Genomic DNA, 23,287 nt, shown 5'->3' on the forward strand with positions numbered 1-23,287 from the left:
GGCTCTTTCGACCGACATATAAGACTTCGTAGTCGTTACTTGTCTGCAGCCGAAACCTGGTAATTTCCCAGCGCCACAAACACGCGCGCCCCATTATATCCTGGGCCCAAGTCAAGAACTTTCTTATTTCGAAGCGCATCGACGGCGTTATGAGCTTTCGTATGTGCTCTCTCATTTCATGTCCTTGGAGCTTATCCAGTTAACAGGCAATAAGCGCTGCCAAATAAACACGCAATAACCTTTGGCACTTAAACGCCTTGGGCCACCATATACCAAAAGATTAAAGATCTGCGAAAAAGATCTGTCAAGACACGCTTAATCATTGATTATTCAATGATTAGCCCGTGGAAACTGTATGTTTTATGGCGCCATTTTTTCTACTTGTGAATATGGCGAAAGATAACAACGGCATACCTGACCGTGCGGCCTCAGGGGCCGCCTGATGCAGCCCCCCCCCCAGGCGCTGGAACCTTTCGCAGCCCATGTGTCTACCGACCACACGCTCACCTGCCTGCGCCTTCACGGCCCAATCAGGTGAACAGGCTGGTTATCATTTCACCGAAAAAGACGCCGATCAGCAGGGCAGGCAGTACTACAACCTCGCGCTTCAGGTCCAGCAGACCCAGCTTGCGGTTGACAGGAAAAATCAGGAAAAGCGTGAAGAAGGTATGCAGCGCCACACCCCAGATGGCATAGCTCACGCCACCGATGGCCATGAGGACCGGCAGCAGGATGAACAGCGAAACGACCCGGATGATGTTGTCCATCGCCACGTATTTGGTCAGCCCCAGGGCCAACCAGAGCTGGTGTGCCAGCGTGAAGCGCAAGGTGAAAAGAGAGAGCGAGAGAATGGCCATGGTATTGCCGGCGCCGGCATAACGGTCGTCGTACAGCCAACTGATCAACAGCGGGCTGGCAGTCAGCAAAAAACCGCAAGCGAACAGCGAGGTCAGGTCGAACAGCACCCTGGAGCGGTAGTAAAGGCTGCGCACCCGCTCTTTGTCGCCACTTCTCGTTGCCTCACTGAAGGCCGGCAAGGCGACTGCCCCCGCCAGCCGCAGCAGGACCGACTGAATCGCCCCGAGGATGGCGACAGCGATGGAATAGACCCCTAGCTCCGCGACCGACATACTTCCGCCGAACCAGATCCGGTCACCCTGCATCGCCAGCACCCCTACGGAGGACGACAACAAGATCCAGCGTCCGTAATCGAACACCTCGCGCAGCGCGGCGGGGTCCCATCGCAGGCGGTTGCGCGGCCCTTGGAATACCAAGTGACTGAGTACGGTGAAAACCAGTGTGCTCAGCAGCCCCGCCGCCACCAATGACCAGATGGAGCGGGTGAGATAGCCTGCCACGAGCATCACGATCAAACCGACAAACTGTGCAATCAGTTCGGCGATCACTACCTTCTTCTGCTGGAAGACACGGATGGCCACATCGACCTTGGGCGACTGGAAGCCATAGATGATCGCGGCGAACCCAGACAAAGCCAGCACCATCGGTAGCTCTGGAGCGGCGTAGGTGGAATGGGCCGGCCACAGTTCGATGTACTGCGTGAATTTTGCCCCCAGGGCCAATAGCAACGTCAGAAGGAACAGCACAAACCCACGGATGACTTGCACCGTCCACACGGTATCGAGAAACAGCGGTTCGTCGCCGCGCGAGCTCTGAATGACGTTCGGCCGCAGCCCAACATCGGAAAGCAGTTGCAGCACCACTGCAACAGTGGTTGCAATGGCCATCACGCCGAACATTTCCGGCACGAGCAAGCGGGTGATTACCAGATTGCCGCCCAGCCGCATGACCTGGGAAGCAAAGACAGCGAGAAGGTTCAACGCACTGGCCAACATGGCTCGTTTGCGCAGGCTCAACGGAAGCGACACATCAATCGAAGGCATAGCCGCATCTCTGACCCCATCGCTAGAGACTCACTATAGTCGCAATTCGCTATGCGGTTATCCGACGAGGCTGTAGCGCGTGAAATCGCCCTTCGTTGGGCACGACAAAAACAAAAGGGCGACCCCTTGGGGTCGCCCTTTTGATGCCCGGTAGCCGGGACTTTCGTTTGGTAGGCACAATTGGACTCGAACCAACGACCCCCACCATGTCAAGGTGGTGCTCTAACCAACTGAGCTATGTGCCTGTCGTGTGGTGCGCATTCTACCCATTCCAAAAACCCTGTCAACATTTTTTTTCGCGCTAACCTACTGAATCTTAAACTCTTTATAGAAAGGCGCGCTGACGGGGACCGAGTAAAGGATTTTCAACGGACGACTAGCGGGTGTTTATTATTATTGATAGCATCGGTACATTCGTTAAAAATATAAAACACGAGGTTCCTGCAGCATGGCTAACACCCCCTACCCCCAGTCCTACTACGCCGCCTCGGCCAACCCGGTGCCGCCACGTCCGGCGCTGCAGGGTGAGGTGGAAACCGATGTATGCATCATCGGCGCCGGCTACACCGGCCTGTCCAGCGCCCTGTTCCTGCTGGAGAACGGCTTCAAGGTGAGCATCGTCGAAGCGGCCAAGGTCGGCTTCGGCGCATCGGGCCGCAACGGTGGCCAGATCGTCAACAGCTACAGCCGCGACATCGACGTCATCGAACGCACCGTCGGCCCCAAGCAGGCCCAACTGCTGGGCCAGATGGCCTTCGAAGGCGGGCGCATCATTCGTGAGCGCGTGGCCAAGTACAACATCCAGTGCGACCTGAAGGACGGTGGCGTGTTCGCTGCCCTCACCAGCAAGCAGATGGGTCACCTGGAGTCGCAAAAGCGCCTGTGGGAACGCTTCGGCCACAACCAGCTGGAGCTGATGGACCAGAAGCGCATCCGCGAAGTGGTCGCTTGCGACAACTATGTGGGCGGCATGCTGGACATGAGCGGTGGCCACATCCACCCGCTGAACCTGGCCCTGGGCGAAGCCGCCGCGGTCGAGTCGCTGGGCGGCATCATCTATGAACAAACCCCGGCCGTACGCATCGAGCGTGGCGCCAACCCGGTGGTGCATACCCCGCAGGGCAAGGTCCGCGCCAAGTTCATCATCGTCGCCGGCAACGCCTACCTGGGCAACCTGGTGCCGGAACTGGCCAGCAAGTCCATGCCATGCGGCACCCAGGTGATCACCACCGAGCCGTTGGGCGACGAACTGGCGCGCACCCTGCTGCCGCAGGACTACTGCGTCGAGGACTGCAACTACCTGCTCGACTACTACCGCCTGACCAGCGACAAGCGCCTGATCTTCGGTGGTGGCGTGGTGTACGGCGCGCGTGACCCGGCCAACATCGAGGCGATCATCCGTCCGAAGATGCTCAAGGCCTTCCCGCAGCTGCAGAACGTGAAGATCGACTACGCCTGGACCGGCAACTTCCTGCTGACCCTGTCGCGCCTGCCACAGGTTGGCCGTATCGGCGACAACATCTACTACTCCCAGGGCTGCTCGGGTCACGGCGTGACCTACACCCACCTGGCGGGCAAGGTGCTGGCCGAGGCCATGCGTGGCCAGGCCGAGCGCTTCGACGCCTTCGCCGGCCTGCCGCACTACCCGTTCCCGGGTGGCCAGATGCTGCGTGTGCCGTTCAGCGCCATTGGTGCCTGGTACTACAGCCTGCGCGATCGCCTGGGCTTCTGATGTAGACAGGGCTGGCCTCTTCGCGGGCGCGCCCGCTCCCACAGGATTTGTGCTGGTTGCACGGCCCCTGTGGGAGCGGGCGTGCCCGCGAAAGGGCCGGTACAGACAAAGCTATTTGTTCAGGCTACTCACAGCCTGCTTCGCCGCAATCTCCTGCCCCGCCCGCGCCAGTTCATCCGCAGCCTGCAACCAGCGCTGGCGGTCCACCTGGGCCGGCAGTTGCCGCGGTGGCTGCACCAGCACCGCCCAGCTCCCAAGCTTCGCCCACGCCGAGGCAAAGTCATCGAACGCCATCAGCTGCCGCCGGTGCATGCCTGAACGCAACAGCACTCGCTGCTTGTAGCGGTCGTAGCCGATCAGCACGGCATAGCGTGGCTCGCTCCACCAGGCCGAACCATCCTCGTAACGCAGCAGCACCGGGTTGCCCGCCGCCACCTGGGTCAACAGCGCGTCCAGCTGCTTGTCCAGTGGATACACCACCATGCCGTAGTCGCGCGCCACCCGGGGGATGCTGGTGTCCAGCGCCTCGGCGCCCTGGGGCAGGTTCAGCGGCTTGTCCAGCAGCCCCGGCGTGATCGGAGCCCCCTGTTGCGACAGCACCGCCGCCAATGCCATGGCCCCGCTGTGGTTGGCGTTGCCACGGTAGAACGGCACGCTGCTGATCTCGACCCGCTGCGGCAGGCCCTTGAGGTTGGCGGAGGGTGCGCTGGCACAACCGGCCAGGCTGGCCGCTACCAGGCAGGCCGCCAGCAGCCGACGAGGGATGGTCTTGAAGGAAGGTTGCTGCATGGACACTCGCTTGCTCCAACGCCGGGCAGGCAGCGCCCGGCTCTGGCCACCGATCATAGGTCGGACAGCGGCGCGGGTATAGTCCGACACCGGTTAGGAGCAAATCGGACCAAGCAATAGACCTTTGGTCAATGGAACGTCACAGGCGAGAGACTAGACTAAAGCAGTGTCTGGAAGGCCAGCGTCGGCGACCGAGCGCGGCCCGTAGAGATGGAGGCACAGATGAGCCTGACCATGGCAATCCTCATGCTGGTGGGCATGTGGCTGAGCGTTGCAGCCGCCATGCTATGGGGTGTACTGCGTATCGTGCGGCGTCACTCCCACCACCACCTGCCACCGCAGGCCCCCGCCAAGCCACAGCCTGTGCGCCGGTCGCGGCGGCATGCCGGGGTGCACTGATTCAGAGCTTTCGGAGGCCCATTCGCGGGTGAACCCGCTCCCACAAGGCCCTCCACTGCCTTCAGAAGTGGCGGGGACCTGTGGGAGCGGGTTCACCCGCGAACGGGGCGCAAGCGCCCCGCATTTTTTACATCAACCTTCAGCCGCTTCGCGCTTCAACCGCGCCCGACGGGCCAGGATGTTGAGGATCTCGATCGCCGTCGAGAAGGCCATGGCTGCGTACACATAACCCTTCGGTACATGGGCGCCGAAACCTTCGGCGATCAGTGTCATGCCGATCATGATCAGGAAGCCCAGGGCCAGCATCACCACGGTCGGGTTGTCGTTGATGAAGTTGGCCAACGGGTCGGCGGCCACCATCATGACGATCACGGCAGTGATAACGGCAATGATCATGATCGGCAGGTGCTCGGTCATGCCCACCGCAGTGATGATGCTGTCGACCGAGAAGACGATGTCCAGCAACAGGATCTGGAAGATCGCCGCGGCAAAGCCCAGGGTAACCGTCGACGACACCTTGGCTTCTTCCTTGGCCCCGTGCGGGTCGACGTTCTCGTGGATTTCCTTGGTCGCCTTCCACAGCAGGAACAGGCCACCGGCAATCAGGATCACGTCCTTCCAGGAGAAGGCATTGCCGAACACTTCGAACACCGGGTCGGTCAGCTGGACGATCCAGGCCACCGTGCTGAGCAAGGCCAGGCGCATGACCAAGGCCATGCTGATACCGATACGGCGCGCCTTGGAGCGGTACTCCACCGGCAGCTTGTTGGTCAGGATGGAGATGAAGATCAGGTTGTCGATGCCCAGCACGACTTCCATGGCTACCAGCGTAGCCAGGGCAACCCAGGCGGTAGGGCTAGCGACGAGTTCCAGCAAGTATTCCATTGTTCAAATCCTGCAGCAGCGGTTGGGGGTCAGATTTCCTGGGTGTCTTCTTTCTTGTCGGCGTCCTTGGGCTTGTGCCCTTCGCTGCCGATGGCCTCGCTCAACGCCTGCTGTGCGGCCTTGTTGGTGTCGTCGATGGCCTGCTTGGCCGACTGTGCGGCCTGGTCGAGCATCTGCTGGGCGGATTTCTCGGCCTGCTCGCAACCGGCCAGGGTGAACAGGGCCAAGGCCAGCACCAGCGGCGTGCCGATGGATTTGAGTTGCAGCATGGGTTCCTCGCTTTTTCATGTTCCGGCGGCGCACACGGCGCCTGATGGAGTCGTATTCTAAAGAGCGCAACACATCCGGAAAATTCGTATTTTCAGCGGTTATACTTCGGTTTTTACGATTCCGGAAACATACCGATGCTCAACTATCGGCAGCTGCACTACTTCTGGGCCGTGGCCAAGACCGGCAGCATCGCCCGCGCCAGCGAACAGTTGAACCTGACCCCGCAAACCATCAGCGGGCAGATCAGCCTGCTGGAACAGACCTACGGCCTGGAGTTGTTCCAGCGCGTGGGGCGCCAGCTGGAACTGACCGAAACAGGGCGCCAGACGCTGATCTATGCCGAGCAGATGTTCCAGCTGGGTAACGAGCTGGAGGCCATGCTGCGGGCCGGCCCGCAGGAGCAGATCCTGTTCCGCGTGGGCGTGGCGGACGTGGTGCCCAAGTCCATCGTCTACCGCCTGCTGGCACCGACCATGGAGCTGGACGACGTGCTGCGTATCAACTGCCGCGAAGACAAGCTCGAACGGCTGCTGGCCGACCTGGCGATCCAGCGCCTGGACCTGGTGATTTCCGACAGCCCCATGCCCAGCCACCTGGACATCAAGGGCTATAGCCAGAAACTGGGCGAGTGTGGGTTGAGCTTCTTCGCCACCCCGGCGCTGGCACAACGCCTGGAAGGCCCCTTCCCCGCCTGCCTGCAGGATGCGCCATTGCTTATCCCCGGGCAGGAAACCGTGGTACGCAGCCGCTTGCTGCGCTGGCTGGGTGAACAGCAGGTGCAGCCACGGATCGTGGGCGAGTTCGATGACAGTGCCTTGATGCAGGCGTTCGGGCAGTCGGGCAGCGGCATCTTCGTCGCGCCCAGCGTGATCGCCGAGGAAGTGTGCCGCCAGTACGGCGTGGAGCTGATCGGGCAGACCGAGGCGGTGCACGAGTCGTTCTATGCCATTTCGGTAGAGCGCAAGGTCAAGCACCCGGGGATCGTGGCGATTACCGAGGGGGCGCGGCGAGAGTTGTTTCATTGGTAGCAGGCAGATTTGACGCCTCCCGCGTTTCAATGGTCATATGCCCGCCAGTTTCAGGTGCCCTGCGCCGCCGCGCGCAGGGTGAAACGGGAAGCCGGTGCGTCGTGTTGCCCACGACAAGTCCGGCGCTGCCCCCGCAACGGTAAGCGAGCGAACCCTTCGAGATACCACTGTGCACACGCATGGGAAGGTGAAGGTTTCATGCCCCTCGCAAGCCCGGAGACCGGCCTGGAGCTTCACTTGGCAACCCGCGGTGGGCGGGCGCAGGCCGGTATCCGTGCGCGCGCCTGCGTGCACGGTGCGCCTTTGCGTGTTTTCCACCGGGATCCATTCATTCCTGCAGTAGTGGAACGACATGTCCCGTATCTTCAAGCTTCACCCCCTGGCGGCCTGCCTGGCCGTATCCCTGCCGGCCCTGGCCGATGACCTCGACCGACAGCCACTGGCCCTGCCCTCCACGGCCATCACCGACACCCAAGGCAGCCACGCCATCGACCTGGCCACCCCGACCCAGGCGGGCTCGCGCCTGGGCCTCAGCGCCCTTGAGATACCGGCCAGCACCAGCAGCATCAGCGCCGAGCAGATCCAGCAGCGCAACAACCTCACCGTGCAGGACGCGGTAACCCGCTCACCGGGCATCAGCTACATCGGCTCCCCGGGCGACGGCGGCACGGGCCTGTCCGCCCGCGGCTTTACCGGGCACAACTCGGTGATGACCCTGTTCGACGGGGCACGCCTGTACACCGGTGCCGGCACCCAGACGTTCCCGGTCGACCCGTGGGTGGTCGAGCGCATCGATGTGATTCGCGGCCCGGCCTCAGTGCTGTATGGCGAAGGGGCCACCGGTGCGGTGGTCAACGTGATCCCGAAAAAGCCGTTTGCCGGCGAGGTACGCAACCACCTGCGCCTGGGCTACGGTTCGTGGGACCGCCAGCAGCTCGGCCTGGACAGCGGCGGCAGCCTCGGCGAGCGCCTGAGCTACCGCCTGGCCCTGAACCAGCAAACCGGTAACGGTTGGGTCGACCGCACCCCGTCACGCAGCCTGGCGCTGAGCGCCGCGCTGCGCTTCGATGCCAGCGACGACCTCAGCTTCACCCTCGCCCACGACCGCGGCGATGCGCAACCTGCCAACTACTACGGCACCCCGCTGATCGACGGCCACTACCGCAGCAGCCTGCGCAAGAAGAACTACAACGTGCAGGACGATGTGCAGCACTACGTCGATGAATGGACCCGCCTGAACACCGACTGGACGTTGAGCGACCACCTCAGCGCCAGCAACCAGCTGTACTACATCAAGAGCCGCCGTCACTGGCGCAATGCCGAGGAGTACAGCTGGGATGCCGGGCGCCAGCAGCTGCTGCGCGGCAGCTACCTGCAGATCAAGCACAACCAGGAACAGTTCGGCGACCGCCAGGCCTTCACCCTCGACCACACGCTGTTCGGCCTGGCCAGCAAGACCGTGGTCGGCGCCGAGTACAACAAGGTCCGCTTCAACGTCGACAGCAACGCGCCCTACAACGATGTGGGCGGTGACTACGTCGACCCGTGGCAGCCACAACCGGGTTGGTTCCACAGCGCCTCGCCGCTGCGCCCGCAAACGCTGTCTACCACCCACACCTTTGCCCTGTTCGCCGAAAACCGCCTGCAGTTGAGCGATCGCCTGTCCCTGGTCACCGGCGTGCGCCGCGACCAGAACCACATCGTCCAGGAGAAACTGACCACCGACAGCCGCAGCGACCGCAGCCTGCAAGGGGGCAACTGGCGTGCCGGGCTGGTGTTTGCGGTCAGCGACGACCTGTCGCTGTATGGCCAGTACTCCACCAGCGAGGACGGGGTCGACAACCTCATCAGCCTCAGCGCCAACCAGATGCACTACGACCTGACCGAGGCCAGGCAGACCGAGGTGGGCCTGAAGCAGCGCTTCTGGGAGGGGCGTGGCGAATGGACATTGGCGGCCTACCACATCGTCAAGAAGAAGTTGCTGGTGGATGACCCGGTCACTCACGAGAAGCAACAGGCTGGCCAGCAGACGTCCGACGGCCTGGAGGCAACCCTGGAACTGGCGCTGGCGCACCAGTGGCAGGTGTCGGCCAACGCGGCGATCGTGCGCGCCAGGTATGACGACTTCGACGAAATGGTCGGCGGCGTGGCGCAGGACCGTGCGGGCAATCGACCGGCCAATGTCCCGCGGCGTACCGCCAACCTGTGGCTGAGCAAAGGCTTCGGCCAGCGGCTGGAGACCGGCATTGGCGCGCGTTATGTGGACGAGCGCTATGCCAATACCGCCAACACCTACAGCGCCCCCGGCTACACCGTGGTGGATGCCGACATCGGCTGGCAGGTGTTGCCGGATGTGCGGCTGGGGTTGCAGTTGAACAACCTGTTCGACCGTGAGTATGTGCAGTCGGCGTTCAGTGGCCAGCAGTGGCTGATGGGGATGCCACGGTCGTACTTTGCGACGGTGGATTACAGCTTCTGACCTGAACTGCCTGCACCGGCCTCTTCGCGGGTAAACCCGCTCCCACAGGGATATCACAGAATTCGAATACGGTGACGTACCTGTGGGAGCGGGTTTACCCGCGAAGAGGCCGGCACAGGTAGCACAAAAACATCTACCGCCCCGTCACCTTTTAGTTATAAGATAACGTTTCAGTTGACATCCATTCCTATCAGCGACCTCCCATGACAAGCGCCAGTGCCACCCCCACCCTGCTCACCCAGCGCCTGCAGAGCATCGACGCCCTGCGCGGCCTGGTAATCCTGTTCATGCTCCTGGACCACGTTCGTGAAACCTTCTTTCTGCACCGCCAGGTCAGTGACCCGATGGCCATCGATACCACCGAGCCCACGCTGTTCTTCAGCCGCACCCTGGCCCACCTGTGCGCGCCGGTGTTCGTCATGCTGACCGGCCTGTCGGCCTGGCTGTACGGCGAGAAACACCAGGGCCGCGGCGATGTCTCGGCGTTCCTGTTCAAGCGCGGGCTGTTCCTGGTGGTGCTGGAATTCACCCTGGTCAACTTCGCCTGGACCTTCCAGCTGCCGTCCAGCGTCATCTACCTGCAGGTGATCTGGGCCATCGGCGTGAGCATGATCGCCCTGTCGCTGCTGGTCTGGCTGCCACGTGCCGCCCTGATCGCCCTGGGCGCAATCATCATCGCCGGCCACAACCTGCTCGACGGCCTGCACTTCGGCGCCGAATCCGCCCTGCATGTGCCATGGGCGATCCTGCATGACCGGGGTTGGCTGGAGCTTTCCGAAAACCTGCGCCTGCGCACCTCCTACCCGGTGCTGCCGTGGATCGGTGTCATCGCCCTGGGCTACGGCCTGGGCCCGTGGTTCGCCCGTGGCAGCGAGGCCGGCCAACGCCAGCATCGCCTGCTGCTGGCCGGGCTGATCGCGCTGCTGGGCTTTGTCGTGTTGCGCCTGGTCAACGGCTACGGCGAGGCGCCGTGGAGCGCTTACCCGACCGTCACGCAAACCCTGATGAGCTTCTTCAACATCACCAAGTACCCGCCGTCGCTGCTGTTCCTGGCCCTGACCCTGGGCTGTGGCCTGCTGTTGCTGCGCGCCTTCGAACGCGCCGGCCAGGCCCGCTGGATCAGTGCCCTGGCGGTGTTCGGCGCGGCACCGATGTTCTTCTACCTGCTGCACCTGTATGTGCTAAAGCTGCTGTACCTGGCCAGCGTGGCGCTGTTCGGCCGCAACCATGGCGACTACTTCGGCTTCGACGGCATCGCCGCGGTGTGGCTGGGGGCAGTGCTGCTGGCGGTTTCGCTGTACCTGCCGGTGCGCTGGTTCGCCCGCCTGAAGGCGCGGCGGCGCGACATCACCTGGCTGAAGTACTTCTGAAAAGCGTTTTCACCCGGCGGCACGATGGTCTACCATGCCGGCCGCCGGTTTCCACCACGGAATCAATAGGGAATCCCAGGCCCGCCAAATCGGGCCAAACGGAACTGCCCCCGCAACTGTAGGTGCCGAGCCTGCTCTATCGATGCCACTGGGCCACGAACCCGGGAAGGCCGGAGCCAGGCCATGACGCACCAGTCAGGAGACCTGCCGGCCTACATTCACCAACCGGCGGGGTGTCCGGGATTGGCCATCAGTGTTGCCCCTGCCGCCAGCGGGGGCTCGGCGATGCCTGTCCGTGCGTTCCTCACCCGAACTGTCCGATAGGAGATCGCCCAGCATGCTGCCCCGTTTTGCCACCCTGCTCGCCGGCCTCGGCCTCACCGGCCTGGCCCAGGCTGCTGCCACCCATTACCCGCTGACGGTCGACAACTGCGGCAAGCCGCAAACCTTCGCCCAGGCGCCGCAACGCACGGTCACCATTGGCCAGGCCGGTACCGAGATGCTCTACGCGCTGGGGCTGGGCGACAAACTGGCGGCCACCTCGCTGTGGTTCAACAACGTGCTGCCCGAGTACCAGGTGCAGAACGCCAAGGTGCCGCGCCTGGCCGACAACGAACCCAGCTTCGAGGCAGTAGTGGGCAAGCGCCCGCAACTGGTGACGGTGCAGTTCGAATGGATGGTCGGTGCCCAGGGCGTGGTCGGCACCCGCGAGCAGTTCGATGAACTGGGCATCCTCACCTACCTGCTGCCGTCGGACTGCGAAGGCAAGGACAACCTGGTGGGCGCCGATGGCACCCGCCTGCAGGCGTTCCAGGTCGACACTATCTACAAGAGCGTCAGCCAGCTGGCGGCAATCTTCGACGTGCAAGACCGTGGCACGGCCCTGAATGCCGAACTCAAAGGCCGATTGGACAGTGCCAAGGCGCAACTGGCCGACAAGGACCTGTCCGCCACCTCGGCGCTGTTCTGGTTCTCCAGCGCCGACCTGCACATCGACCCCTACGTGGCGGGCCGCCAGGGAGTCGCCGACTTCATGCTGCGCACCCTTGGCGTGCGCAACGTGGTCGACTCCAGCGAAGAATGGCCGACCGTAGGCTGGGAAACCCTGGCCAAGGCCAACCCCACCTGGCTGATCATTGCCCGCATGGACCGCCGCCGCTACCCCGCCGACGACTACCAGAAGAAGCTGGCATTCCTGCGTAGCGACCCGGTAACGCGCAACATGGACGCGGTGAAGCACGATCGCATCATCATCCTCGACGCCGACGCCATGCAGGCCGGCATTCGCTTGTTCAGCGGCCTGCAGACACTGGCCACCGCCTTCGCCAGCGGCAAAGCAGCCCAGTGATGATGCGCCTGTTACCCTGCATCGCCGTTGCCCTGGCCGCCCTGTTGGCGGCCCTGCTGGCCGGCACCGCCATCGGCGAAACCAACCTGTCGCCCGGCGTGGTCGGCCAGGTGCTGGCCAACCACCTGTGGCAGGCCGGCTACCCGGTCGACCCGATCGACGCCGGCATTGTCTGGAACTACCGCCTGCCCCGCACCCTGGTTGCTGCGGCCTGCGGCGCCGGCCTGGCCACCTGCGGCGTGATCCTCCAGGCACTGTTGCGCAACCCGTTGGCCGAGCCTTACCTGCTGGGGCTGTCTGCCGGCGCCTCGACCGGGGCGGTGCTGGTGGGCCTGCTGGGCTTCGGCAGCCTGGCGCTGAGCATGTCCGGCGGTGCCTTCATCGGCGCCCTGGCAGCGTTCGCCCTGGTACTGTTGCTGGCCCGGGCAGCCGGCCCCAGCAGCAACAACGCCCAGGTGATCCTTGCCGGGATCGCCGGCTCGCAACTGTTCAACGCCCTTACCGCCTTCCTTATCACCATGTCGGCCACCGCCGAACAGGCACGCGGCATCCTGTTCTGGCTGCTGGGCAACCTCAGTGGCGTACGTTGGCCTTCGGTGTGGCTGGCCGTGCCAGTTGTACTGTTCGGGCTGTTGGTGTGCCTGTGGCATCGCCGTGCCTTGGATGCCTTCACCTTCGGTGCCGACTCGGCGGCGTCGCTGGGCATCCCGGTGCGGCGTACCCAGTTGCTGCTGATCAGCTGCGCGGCGCTGGTGACCGCCGTGATGGTGTCCATCGTCGGCGCCATCGGTTTTGTCGGGCTGGTGATCCCCCATGCCCTGCGCCTGCTGCTCGGCCCCGGGCACAGCCGCCTGCTGCCCGCCAGCGCACTGGGCGGGGCACTGTTCCTGATTGCCGCCGACATTCTCTCGCGTACCTTGATCCCGGGCCAGGTGATCCCCGTTGGCGTGGTCACCGCGCTGCTCGGCGCACCGGTCTTCGCGCTGATCCTGGTCAGCCGCCGGGGGCGCCCATGACGGTCATGACGGCGCTACAGCTGGCCCCCTTGAGTTGCCAGAACCTGGGGCTGCAACTGGCCGGCAACACCGTGCTCAGCGATATCGAACTGAGCGTTGTCGCCGGTGAAACCCTTGGCATCGTCGGCCCCAACGGCTCCGGCAAATCCTCGCTGCTGAAGGTGCTGGCCGGGCTGCGCAAGCCAGGCAGCGGCAGCGTGCAACTGCTGGGCGAACCGCTGGCACGGTTGCCCCGACGCCGTGTCGCCCAGGCCTTGGCGCTGGTCGAACAGCAGGCAGACACCCTCGATGCGATCAGCGTGTTCGATGCCGTTGCCCTGGGCCGCACCCCCTGGCTGTCGGCGCTGGCGCCGTTCTCCCGGGAGGACCGTACGATCGTCGAGCAGGCCCTGGCCGACCTCGACGCCCTGCACCTGCGCACACGCCTGTGGGGGTCGCTGTCCGGTGGCGAGCGCCAGCGCGTGCACATTGCCCGTGCCCTGGCACAGCGGCCGCAGGTGCTGCTGCTGGACGAGCCGACCAACCACCTGGATATCCAGCACCAGCTGAGCCTGTTGCAACAGGTGCAGGCCCTGCCGGTGACCACCCTGGTGGCCCTGCACGACCTCAACCAGGCGCTCACCTGCGACCGCGTCGCGGTGCTCGACAAGGGCCGCCTGGTCGCCCTCGGCAAACCGCTCGAGGTGCTTACACCCGAGTGCCTGCTGAACACCTTCGGCGTGCACGCCCATTACCTCATCGACCCCTTCGACGGCGCGCACATCCTGCGTTTTCGCGCCCCCTGAACAGGAAGTTCTGCCCATGCCGCGCCCTGCCGTTTTGCTGCTCGCCAGCGCCCTGCTCGCGCCCCCTGCGCTGGCCGACTCCGCCCAGTCGCAAAGCAACGGTTTTGTCGAGGATGGCCGCTGGAGCCTGCTCAACCGCAGCGTATTCGACCAGCGCGACTACAAGCATGGCGGGCGCAACAGTGCCGGGCGCAACGCCTACAAGCCGCGCGATGAACGTAGCGGCAAGGCCGAGGAATGGGCCTATGGCCTGATGGGCACCTTCCGGTCCGGTTTTACCCAGGGGCTGATTGGTGTCGGGGTCGACGCCCACGCCTACCTAGGCGTGCAACTCGACAGCGGCGGCGGGCGTGTGGGCAAGGCACGCTTGCTCGGGGTGGATAACGAGGGGCACCCGAAGAACGAATACAGCCGTGCCGGCGCGGCACTGAAACTGCGCATGTCCGATACCGTGCTGTCCTACGGTGAGCAACGGGTCAAGACCCCGGTGTTCAGTTCCTCCGACAGCCGCCTGCTACCCGAGACCGCGACCGGGTTCTTCCTTGACAGCACCGAGTTCGACCACCTCAGGCTGGTGGCCGGGCACTTCAACGAGAACGCCGACCGCAATGCTTCCAGCCACGACCAGGGCTTCGTGGTGAACTACTCCAATGGCCGCCAGGGCAACAGCTTCGATTTGGCCGGCGTGGTGTGGAACCCCGGCGCCGCCTTCAGCGGCAGCCTGTACACCTCACGCTACCAGGACAGCTGGAACCAGCATTACCTGGGCAGCACCCTCAGCCATGCCCTGGATGAGCGACGCAGCCTCACCCTCGACCTCAACCTGTACCGCACCACCGACACCGGCAAGGCGCTGTCCGGGCACATCGACAACACCACCTGGAGCCTGGTCTCGCGTTACGACCATGGGCCGCACGGTTTCAGCCTGGGCTGGCAGCAGGTGGACGGCAACACGCCATTCGACTACGTGACGCGAGGGGCGATCTTCATTGCCAACGCGGTGCAGATGTCGGACTTCAACGCGCCGAACGAGAAATCGTGGCAGGCGCGCTATGACCTGAACATGGGCGCCTACGGCGTACCGGGGTTGAACCTGACGGCGTTGTACGTGCGCGGGTTCGATATCGACGGCAGCCATGTCGACCCTGCGGGCGGGTATGCGTACCTGGGGTATGGCAAGGGGGGCAAGCATTGGGAGCGCGACCTGGAGGCACGCTATGTGGTGCAGAGCGGCAAGGCAAAGGGCACCGCGTTTTCGCTGCGGCATAACGTGCATCGGGGCAATACGGCGCAGGCGGAGCTGGATGGGGACCAGATACGGTTGGCGGTGGAATGGCCGTTGGGGGGTGGGTTCTGATGTTTCGCGTGACCTGAAAAATCCTGGGGCCGCTGCGCGCCCCTTTCGCGACACAAGGCCGCTCCCACAGGTGCAATGCACCTTCAGAAACCTGTGAGGGTCTTGTGGGAGCGGCCTTGTGTCGCGATGGGCCGCACAGCGGCCCCAAAAATCCATCAGGCAACCACAACTGCCGTATAATCGGCAGCACTCACTGCCCAACCAGGCCACGCCATGCCTCGCCTCCAGAAGTTGCTGCTGCCCCTGCTGCTGACCGCAGCCCTCACCGCCTGCGACCAGAAACCCTCCCGTGAAGAACAGATCCTGGCCCAGCTGCCGCTGCAGGATGCCTACACGCACAACATCGAACGCATGGCCGCGCTGCTCGGCCGCACGCACCCGCAGCTGCCGCAAGCGACCATCCAGGGCGTGCTGCGCAAGCACCTGACCGTCGAGGACCAGCGCCAGGACCTGTTCCGCCTGTACAGCGAAAAGAACTTCAGCGATGCCGAGTTCGCCACCATCGTCGAGGCCACTCAGGACCCGGCCAAGGCCCGTGCCCTGGAAGACACCGAGGCCGGCAAGCGCCTGAGCGAAAAGCTCACCGCCCTGATGCGCGAATCGGCCCGCGACACGAAGGTGCAGGCCCTGGCCGAGCAGCGCATGCAGCAGGTTGAAGACGAGCTGGACGCGCTGGAAAAGGCAGGCTCCTGAACGCGGTTCCCCACTGCGCTCATAAGGCGTAAGTTTGTTCCCATTTCGTAGCTGTTTTTCGATCACCCGAGGTCAGGATTGCCACACGCCAAGCACGGACTGCGCCCGGATCTACGCACACTCATTCTGGTGCTTTGCGCCCTTACCGCCGTGGTCATGCTGTGCGCCAGCTACTTCGCCAGCTACCGGGTGCAACGCCAACTGCTGATCGACCATGCCCTGGAAGCCAACCGGGTGTATGCGATGAAGCTGGCAAGCATCACCGAGACCTTTATCGACAACGCCTTGCAGCAGCTGTCGTTCAGTGCTGGCGTGCAAGGCCGCCAGCTGGGTGACGCCGTCGCCCTGCAGGCGGAGACCGAGCGTGTCCTGAGCCAGAGCATGGCCTTCAATTCCACCTTCGTAATCGATGCCAACGGGGTGCTGCTGGCGATTTCCCCCGCCCCCTTGCGGCACCTGGTCGGCAGCCACATGCATTCGCCCGGTGTCCAGGAGGCGCTGCAGGCGCGCCGCCCATTGGTGTCGACGCCCTACATATCGGCGGCCAACAACCTGGTGGTGGCGTTGTCGCAACCCATTTACGACAGCAACGGCCGCTACCAGGGGTATGTCGGCGGCAGCCTGTACCTGCGTGAACGCAACATCCTCAACAGCCTGCTGGACGAGCATTTCTACACGGATGGTTCCTACCTGTACGTGGTCGACCGCAACCGCCGTCTGCTGTATCACCCCGACAGCGAGCGCGTGGGGACGGTGGTTGAAGGCAATGAATTGATCGATCAGCTGGCGAGCCTGGGCGATGGTACCCGGCAACTGACCAACAGCCTCGGCGTGGAAATGCTCGCCGGATACGCCACCGTGCCCAGCGCCGGTTGGGGCGTGGTGGCGCAGCAGCCGCTGACCCAGACAGTGACGCCGCTTAGCCACCTGATCCTCAACGTGGTCGGCACCTCCGCACCCTTGGCGCTGGTGGGCAGCGTGCTGCTGTGGTGGCTGGCCATGACCATCGCCCGGCCGCTGTGGCAGCTGGCCGCCGGCGCCCGCTCGATGGACCGGGCCGGCACTGCCGAGCGCCTGCATCGGGTACCGGCCTGGTACTTCGAGGCGGCCGAGCTGAAGCGCGCGCTGCTGTTTGGGCTGAACCTGCTGCATGAACGCATCGGCCGGCTCAACCGCGACGCCCAGACCGACCCGCTGACCGGCCTGGGCAACCGCCGCAGCCTGGAGTTCAACCTGTCGTTGCTGGAAGCCGAGGGCCGGGCATTTGCGGCCATCGTTCTGGATGTCGACCATTTCAAGCGGGTAAACGACCGCCACGGGCACGAGGTGGGTGACCAGGTACTGCGCCGGCTGGCGGAACTGATGCGCCGCTGTTGCCGCGAGGGTGACCTGCTGTGCCGCACCGGCGGCGAGGAGTTCCTGATGCTGCTGCCGGGGGCCGGCCTGGACGTTGCGGCAGTGGTGGCCGAGCGGCTGCGGGTGACGGTGCAGAATACGCCAGTGGAGCCGGTGGGGGCGGTGACGGTGTCGCTGGGGGTGGCGCATTGGGATGGCGAGACCGAGAGCGAACCGGGGGATGCGTTGAGCGAGGCTGACCGGGCGCTTTACCGGGCCAAGCAGGAGGGGCGTAATCGGGTGGTTGTTGCCTGAACGCCCTTGCTTGCCTGTTCCGGCCTCTTCGCGGGTAAACCCGCTCCCACAGGTACCCCGCAGCCCTCAAGGGCGGTGCATAACCTGTGGGAGCGGGTTCACCCGCGAAAGGGCCGGAACAGACACTACACAGCTCAAGACAAACCGATTGCCACATGACGGAATGAACTTGGCAGGCCGTAACATTCCTTGTCATAAAACTGTCTTGTTCCAGTCATAGGATTGACCCCAACCTGACATTTTCACTTCATGGATGAGCATCTAATGCGTCGTGTGGTTTTCAATCAGAAAGGCGGCGTCGGAAAGTCCAGCATCGCCTGCAACCTTGCCGCCGCCAGTGCCGCTGAAGGCTACCGGACCTTGCTGGTCGACCTCGACCCGCAGGCCAATGCCACCTACTACCTGACCGGCCTGGTCAATGACGCCATTCCTTCCGGCATCGCCGATTTCTTCCGCCAGACCTTGTCGCCAGTCACCGCTGCCGGCAAGAAGCACCGGGTGGCGATCACCGAAACCCGCTACAGCAACCTGCACCTGGTGACCGCCAGCCCCGACCTCAGCGACCTGCAAGGCAAGCTGGAGAGCAAGTTCAAGATCAACAAGCTGCGCAAGCTGCTGGTGGAACTGGGCGAGGACTACGAGCGGATCTACATCGACACCCCGCCGGCGCTCAACTTCTATACCTTCAGCGCGCTGGTGGCGGCCGAGCGGCTGTTGATCCCGTTCGACTGCGACAGCTTTTCGCGCCAGGCCCTGCACTGCGTCATGGCCGAGGTCGAAGAACTGCGCCAGGACCACAACCCGGCGTTGCAGGTGGAAGGTGTGGTGGTCAACCAGTTCGCCGGGCGCACCGCGCTGCACCAGACCCTGGTCGAGCAATTGCGCGGTGAAGGCATGCCGGTGCTGCCGGTGTACCTGAGCAGTTCGATCAAGATGCGTGAATCGCACCAGGCCTCGGTGCCGCTGGTGCACCTGGCGCCGCGGCATAAACTGGCGCTGGAGTTTGTTGATTTGCTGGATGTACTGGAGCGTGCGGCCTGACAGAACCCTGGGGGCGCTTTGCGCCCCTTTCGCGACGCAAGGCCGCTCCTACAAGGGATCTCGTCAAATTGCAGCCCCAAAATATCAAGCCCGAAGCACTACCCGACCGTTCATCCGGATGGTAGATTCGCCGCCATGAAAACCACCCGGCATACCCGCACGCTGACCGCCTGGACGCTCTACGCCAGTGTCCTGTTCAGCCTGGTTCTGTGCGGCCTGCACCATGGCCAGATGGGTGGCCTGCGCCTGGCCGGCCTGGAAGGCGGTTTCTGCTCGATCAACAGCGAACACGGCGTTGCCATCGACCTGGATGGCGCCGGCGGCGACCAGCACATGGCCCAGCTCGACTGCCCGGTGTGCTCCTCGTTCGGCCTGGCCGTGCCGCTCAGCAGCAGCGGCTGGTCGTTCACCCCGGCGCAAGCCGTGGCCACCTCGCCCATCGTGGTGCGCAGCTGGGCGCAACCGCCGCCGCGCTATCAACGCCCCGCCCTCAACCCCCGCGCCTCCCCCGTCGCTTTCCCCGCAGCCGTACTTCATTTCGCCTGACCTCAGCCGGGCGCGCCTGACTGCGCGCGCTCGAGGTCAGCCATGACCTTTGCGTGGAAGACACACCAACATGCTTCGCAAAACCTCCCTGGTGCTCCTCATGGGCACCTGCAACCTTGCCTGGGCGGATGCTGCCCCGGTGGAACTGAGCACCACCACCATCGACGGTGAACGCGACGCCGCCAGCGGCGTGCAACTGGACGAGCCGATCCGCACCGGTTCGCGCCTGGGCCTCACCGCGCGGGAAACGCCGGCCTCGGTCAGTGTCTCGGACCGCCGCCTGATCGAGGAGCGCGGCGCCAAGGACAGCCAGGACGTGATCAACGCCATGACCGGCGTCAATGCCTCGGCCAACCCCGGCTTTGGCGGCTTCGTCGCCTACCGCGGCTTCACCCAGAACCAGGTTACCCAGTTGTACAACGGCATCAACCTGGGCTACAGCAGCGCCACCCGGCCAGTGGATGCCTGGGTGCTCGACCGCGTCGAACTGATCGGCGGGCCATCGTCGTTCCTGCATGGTGCGGGCGCGGTGGGCGGCTCGATCAACTACATCACCAAGTTGGCCAGCCGCGATCAGCAGACCATCGACGGCCGTATCCGCCATGGCAGCTTCGACGACAGCGAAGTGGCGTTCGGCATCAACCAGGCACTGGCCAGCAACCCCGCCGATGCCCGCCATTTCATGCGCCTGGACTTCAGCCGCGGGCAGGGCAACGGCTACATCGACCGCAACGAACGGCACACCGACAGCCTGGCCTTCTCGTTGCTGAGCGACCTCACGCCCAACCTCACCCACACCCTGGCCCTGGAGTACCAGGAAGACCGCGAAGACAGCCCTTACTGGGGCTCGCCGATCCTGCCCGGGCGCAGCACGATGAAGATCGATAACAGCCGTCGCTTCGAAAACTACAACGTCGGCGACGGGCGCTATGAGCAGCGGGTACGCTGGCTACGCTCGATCCTCGACTACCAGCTCAGCGACAGCACCAGCGTGCAGAACACGCTGTACCACTACAACGCCCAGCGCGACTACCGCAACCTCGAACGCTACAGCTACACCAGCGATGGCAAGGTACGGCGCAGCAGCCCTTACCTGCAGCGCCACGACCAGAACCTGCTGGGCGACCGCATCGAACTGCGCCACGACAACCAGCTGTTCGGCCTGGCCAGCCAGTGGTCGCTGGGGCTGGAGTACTCGCGCATGCGCCAGACCCTCTACCCCACCTCGAGCAGCTGGAGCGACGTGGTCGATGCCGAGCACTTCGACCCCGGCAGCTTCGACGACATCCCCGGGGTGAATGCCGGCCTGACCAAGCAACGCCGCCACGAGGTGACCAACCGCGCGGTGTTTGCCGAAAACCGCCTGCAACTCACCGAACGCCTGGCCCTGCTGACCGCCCTGCGCTACGACTACCTCGACATGCAGGTGACCAACTACGGCGCGGTAACGCCAACCTCGCCGGCGTTCTTCGAACGGCGCTGGGAACCGCTTTCCGGGCGTATCGGCCTGACCTACGCGCTGACCCCCTCCGCCAGCGTCTATGCGCAGTACAGTACCTCTGCCGACTTGCCGGCCGGCTCGCTGGCGGCAGCGACCTATTCCAACGTCGGGCTGTTCGACCTGTCCAAGGGCGAGCAGTGGGAAGTGGGCAGCAAGTTCGACTTTCTCGACGGGCGCGGCGCGGCCACGCTGGCGCTGTACCAGATCGTGCGCAAGGACTTTGCCGTGCGCGACTCCAACGACGCCAACCTCACGGTCCAGGCCGGGCAGCAGACCTCACGCGGTGTCGAGTTGTCCGGGCGCCTGCAGGTGACGCCGAAGCTGCTGGCCGAGGCCAACTATGCCTATGTCGATGCGCAGTACGACGCGTTCAACGAGGCGGTCAACGGCGTGTCGGTATCGCGCAAGGGCAACGCACCGGTGAACGTACCGGCCAGCGTCGCCAACCTGTGGCTGACCTACAGCCTGACCCCGGCGTGGTCGGTGGGGGCAGACGGGCGCTACGTGGGCTCGGTGTATGCCGACAACGCCAACAGCCTCAAGGCCCCGGCGTACACCCTGTTCGGCGCGTTCGCCCGCTACCGGCTGGATGAACACACCACGCTGACCGGGCGGGTACGCAACCTGACCGACGAGGTGTATGCCAAGCAGGCCTACAACAGCCAGTACTACATGGGGCCGCCGCGCACCTTCGAACTGGCGCTGGACACGCGCTTCTAAGCGCATGGCCTGTCTTGCATGAACATCCCGGCCTGCATTGGCTCTTGTAGGAGCGGCCTTGCGTCGCGAAAGGGCCGCAAAGCGGCCCCGGCGATGTCAGTGGCGAAGCTGCAATCGAGGGGCTGCTGCGCAGCCCTTTCGCGACACAAGGCCGCTCCCACAGTGGACCGCGCCAAGCGAACAGCTCGCGGTTGAATCAGGTATCCCGAGGTCGCCCTCGACAAAGCGCCTTCCAGCGCCCGACTATCTACTGGCAAGCACAACAATGATGGCGCGGCCCGACCGCGCCACTTTCATCATGCCTGCCAATGGAACCGGAGAGCACTCGCATGCCCGCACCTCACGAGGTATCCCCCGCCACCCTGCGCCGGGTGATCGCCGCCTCGGCCATCGGCAATTTCGTCGAATGGTTCGACTTCGCCGTCTACGGCTTTCTCGCTACCCTGATCGCCAGCCAGTTCTTCGCCAGCGAAGACGCCAGCGTGGCCTTGCTCAAGACCTTTGCGGTATTCGCCGTGGCGTTCGCCCTGCGCCCGCTGGGCGGCATCGTGTTCGGCGCGCTGGGTGACCGCCTGGGGCGCAAGCGCATCCTGTCGCTGACCATCCTGCTGATGGCCGGCTCCACGACCCTCATCGGCCTGCTGCCGACCTACGCCAGCATCGGCCTGGCAGCCCCCGCGCTGCTGACCCTGGCGCGCTGCCTGCAGGGCTTTTCCGCCGGTGGCGAGTATGCCGGGGCCTGCGCCTACCTGATGGAGCATGCGCCCAACGACAAGCGCGCCTTCTATGGCAGCTTCGTGCCGGTGTCGACCTTTTCCGCCTTTGCCTGCGCGGCAGTGATTGCCTATGGCCTGGAAGCCAGCCTGTCGGCCGAGGCGATGAATGCCTGGGGCTGGCGCATCCCGTTCTTGATCGCCGCGCCGCTGGGGCTGGTCGGCCTGTACCTGCGCTGGCGCATGGAAGAAACCCCGGCGTTCCGCGAAGCCATCGCCCAGGGCAAGGAGCATGAACATTCGCCGCTCAAGGAAACCCTGCGCAACCATGGCCGGGCGATCCGCAACCTGGGGGCCTTCATCTCGCTCACCGCGCTGTCGTTCTACATGTTCACCACCTACTTCGCCACCTACCTGCAACTGGTCGGCAACCTGACCCGCGCGCAATCGCTGCTGGTAACTACCGTGGCCCTGCTGTTCGCCGCGGTCGGCTGCCCGCTGGCCGGGGCGTTCTCGGACCGCGTCGGGCGGCGCAAGACCATCGGCTTTACCTGCCTGTGGGTGATGCTGTGCGTGTTCCCGGCGTACTGGCTGGCCAGTTCCGGCTCGATGTCCGGTGCGCTGCTGGGGGTGATCCTGCTGGCGGTGGGGGCGTTGTGCAGTGGTGTGGTCACGGCGGCATTGCTGTCGGAAAGCTTCCCTACCCGCACCCGCTATACCGCTTCGGCAATTACCTACAACGTGGCCTATACACTGTTTGGCGGTACCGCACCGCTGGTGGCGACCTGGCTGATCGGGCAGACCGGCAGCAGCCTGGCACCGGCGTTCTACCTGGTGGTGATTGCACTGGTGGCGTTGGTGGGTGGGTTGGCGTTGCCGGAGACTTCGCGGATTTCGTTGCATGATGAGGCGGGAACGGAGAGCGCGCGGCCCGGAGCCCGTAGTACCGTTTGAGAATTTGGGGCCGCTTTGCGGCCCATCGCGACACAAGGCCGCTCCTACAAGGGATCGCGTCAATTTGCAGCTGATGCGGTCCCCTGTAGGAGCGGCCTTGTGTCGCGATG

Annotated in this window: 20 protein-coding genes, 1 tRNA gene and 2 riboswitches; of the genes, 15 read left to right on the forward strand and 6 right to left on the reverse strand. The window is 64.2% G+C overall.

Translation table 11 applies throughout. The annotated features are described in order from the left end of the window. Positions 1-35 precede the first annotated feature (35 nt). The 3 genes from ACGLHT_RS16430 to ACGLHT_RS16440 all read right to left on the reverse strand — a co-directional run bounded on the left by ACGLHT_RS16430 (position 36) and on the right by ACGLHT_RS16440 (position 2,146). A complete protein-coding gene (locus ACGLHT_RS16430; RefSeq protein WP_350059728.1) occupies positions 36-110 on the reverse strand; it encodes a hypothetical protein in 75 nt (24 codons plus the stop codon). A gap of 420 nt (positions 111-530) precedes the next feature. Next, positions 531-1,901 carry an oligosaccharide flippase family protein gene (locus ACGLHT_RS16435; RefSeq protein WP_274120234.1) on the reverse strand — a complete coding sequence of 457 codons (1,371 nt, stop codon included), beginning with the start codon at positions 1,899-1,901 and terminating at the stop codon, positions 531-533. 168 nt (positions 1,902-2,069) lie between these two features. Then, a tRNA-Val gene (locus ACGLHT_RS16440) sits at positions 2,070-2,146 on the reverse strand. Between the two features lie 203 nt (positions 2,147-2,349). Here ACGLHT_RS16440 and ACGLHT_RS16445 point away from each other — a divergent pair. Continuing rightward, positions 2,350-3,633, forward strand: coding sequence for an FAD-binding oxidoreductase (locus ACGLHT_RS16445; protein WP_025338521.1), 1,284 nt, complete (start codon positions 2,350-2,352; stop codon positions 3,631-3,633). Between the two features lie 111 nt (positions 3,634-3,744). Here ACGLHT_RS16445 and ACGLHT_RS16450 read toward each other — a convergent pair whose 3' ends face one another. Then, complete coding sequence (locus tag ACGLHT_RS16450; RefSeq protein ID WP_085619087.1) at positions 3,745-4,479, reverse strand: peptidase C39 family protein; 735 nt, start codon at positions 4,477-4,479, stop codon at positions 3,745-3,747. A 165-nt stretch (positions 4,480-4,644) separates the two neighbouring features. Between ACGLHT_RS16450 and ACGLHT_RS16455 the strand changes: the two genes are divergently transcribed. Further along, positions 4,645-4,821, forward strand: a complete 177-nt coding sequence (locus ACGLHT_RS16455) for a hypothetical protein (protein ID WP_015269782.1) — start codon at positions 4,645-4,647, stop codon at positions 4,819-4,821. A gap of 132 nt (positions 4,822-4,953) precedes the next feature. On the opposite strand, the gene ACGLHT_RS16460 is transcribed toward ACGLHT_RS16455, so the two are convergent. Beyond that, the gene (locus ACGLHT_RS16460; RefSeq protein WP_003260907.1) at positions 4,954-5,706 is read right to left on the reverse strand and encodes a TerC family protein; all 753 of its coding nucleotides are present in this window, start codon (positions 5,704-5,706) and stop codon (positions 4,954-4,956) included. A gap of 29 nt (positions 5,707-5,735) precedes the next feature. Continuing rightward, positions 5,736-5,975 (reverse strand): hypothetical protein, encoded by a 240-nt coding sequence (locus ACGLHT_RS16465; RefSeq protein WP_025338519.1) that lies wholly within the window; start codon positions 5,973-5,975, stop codon positions 5,736-5,738. Between the two features lie 135 nt (positions 5,976-6,110). On the opposite strand from ACGLHT_RS16465, the gene nhaR reads away from it, so the two are divergent. From nhaR to ACGLHT_RS16530, 13 genes are all read left to right on the forward strand, one after another. After that, positions 6,111-7,004 (forward strand): transcriptional activator NhaR, encoded by an 894-nt coding sequence (nhaR, locus tag ACGLHT_RS16470; protein ID WP_085692103.1) that lies wholly within the window; start codon positions 6,111-6,113, stop codon positions 7,002-7,004. A gap of 35 nt (positions 7,005-7,039) precedes the next feature. Then, a riboswitch (cobalamin riboswitch) is annotated at positions 7,040-7,248 on the forward strand. A gap of 108 nt (positions 7,249-7,356) precedes the next feature. Next, positions 7,357-9,483: a TonB-dependent siderophore receptor gene (locus ACGLHT_RS16475; RefSeq protein WP_274120233.1), complete on the forward strand. Its 2,127-nt coding sequence runs from the start codon at positions 7,357-7,359 to the stop codon at positions 9,481-9,483. A 203-nt stretch (positions 9,484-9,686) separates the two neighbouring features. Continuing rightward, the gene (locus tag ACGLHT_RS16480) at positions 9,687-10,853 is read left to right on the forward strand and encodes a DUF1624 domain-containing protein (RefSeq protein WP_274120232.1); all 1,167 of its coding nucleotides are present in this window, start codon (positions 9,687-9,689) and stop codon (positions 10,851-10,853) included. 28 nt (positions 10,854-10,881) lie between these two features. Continuing rightward, positions 10,882-11,080, forward strand: a riboswitch (cobalamin riboswitch). Between the two features lie 110 nt (positions 11,081-11,190). Continuing rightward, positions 11,191-12,201: an ABC transporter substrate-binding protein gene (locus tag ACGLHT_RS16485; RefSeq protein WP_274120231.1), complete on the forward strand. Its 1,011-nt coding sequence runs from the start codon at positions 11,191-11,193 to the stop codon at positions 12,199-12,201. After that, on the forward strand, positions 12,201-13,217 hold the full coding sequence (locus ACGLHT_RS16490) for an iron ABC transporter permease (protein WP_085619097.1): 1,017 nt from the start codon (positions 12,201-12,203) through the stop codon (positions 13,215-13,217). The genes ACGLHT_RS16485 and ACGLHT_RS16490 overlap by 1 nt, the downstream gene beginning before the upstream one ends. Further along, on the forward strand, positions 13,214-14,002 hold the full coding sequence (locus ACGLHT_RS16495) for an ABC transporter ATP-binding protein (RefSeq protein ID WP_274120230.1): 789 nt from the start codon (positions 13,214-13,216) through the stop codon (positions 14,000-14,002). Before ACGLHT_RS16490 ends, ACGLHT_RS16495 begins: the two co-directional genes overlap by 4 nt. A gap of 16 nt (positions 14,003-14,018) precedes the next feature. Then, positions 14,019-15,359, forward strand: a complete 1,341-nt coding sequence (locus ACGLHT_RS16500; RefSeq protein ID WP_274120229.1) for an OprD family porin — start codon at positions 14,019-14,021, stop codon at positions 15,357-15,359. 213 nt (positions 15,360-15,572) lie between these two features. Next, positions 15,573-16,052: a hypothetical protein gene (locus tag ACGLHT_RS16505; RefSeq protein WP_137163516.1), complete on the forward strand. Its 480-nt coding sequence runs from the start codon at positions 15,573-15,575 to the stop codon at positions 16,050-16,052. Between the two features lie 78 nt (positions 16,053-16,130). Then, the gene (locus ACGLHT_RS16510) at positions 16,131-17,702 is read left to right on the forward strand and encodes a sensor domain-containing diguanylate cyclase (protein WP_274120228.1); all 1,572 of its coding nucleotides are present in this window, start codon (positions 16,131-16,133) and stop codon (positions 17,700-17,702) included. Between the two features lie 264 nt (positions 17,703-17,966). Then, entirely contained in the window at positions 17,967-18,743 is a 777-nt protein-coding gene (locus ACGLHT_RS16515; RefSeq protein ID WP_025338510.1) for a ParA family protein, read from the forward strand. 135 nt (positions 18,744-18,878) lie between these two features. After that, complete coding sequence (locus tag ACGLHT_RS16520) at positions 18,879-19,289, forward strand: DUF2946 family protein (RefSeq protein ID WP_085592246.1); 411 nt, start codon at positions 18,879-18,881, stop codon at positions 19,287-19,289. Between the two features lie 70 nt (positions 19,290-19,359). Further along, a complete protein-coding gene (locus ACGLHT_RS16525; RefSeq protein ID WP_137163514.1) occupies positions 19,360-21,510 on the forward strand; it encodes a TonB-dependent siderophore receptor in 2,151 nt (716 codons plus the stop codon). A gap of 329 nt (positions 21,511-21,839) precedes the next feature. Beyond that, on the forward strand, positions 21,840-23,177 hold the full coding sequence (locus ACGLHT_RS16530) for an MFS transporter (RefSeq protein WP_137163513.1): 1,338 nt from the start codon (positions 21,840-21,842) through the stop codon (positions 23,175-23,177). The last annotated feature ends 110 nt before the right edge of the window (positions 23,178-23,287 follow it).

It is taken from the genome of Pseudomonas sp. PsB (assembly GCF_043658375.1).
Taxonomy (GTDB): domain Bacteria; phylum Pseudomonadota; class Gammaproteobacteria; order Pseudomonadales; family Pseudomonadaceae; genus Aquipseudomonas; species Aquipseudomonas putida_Z.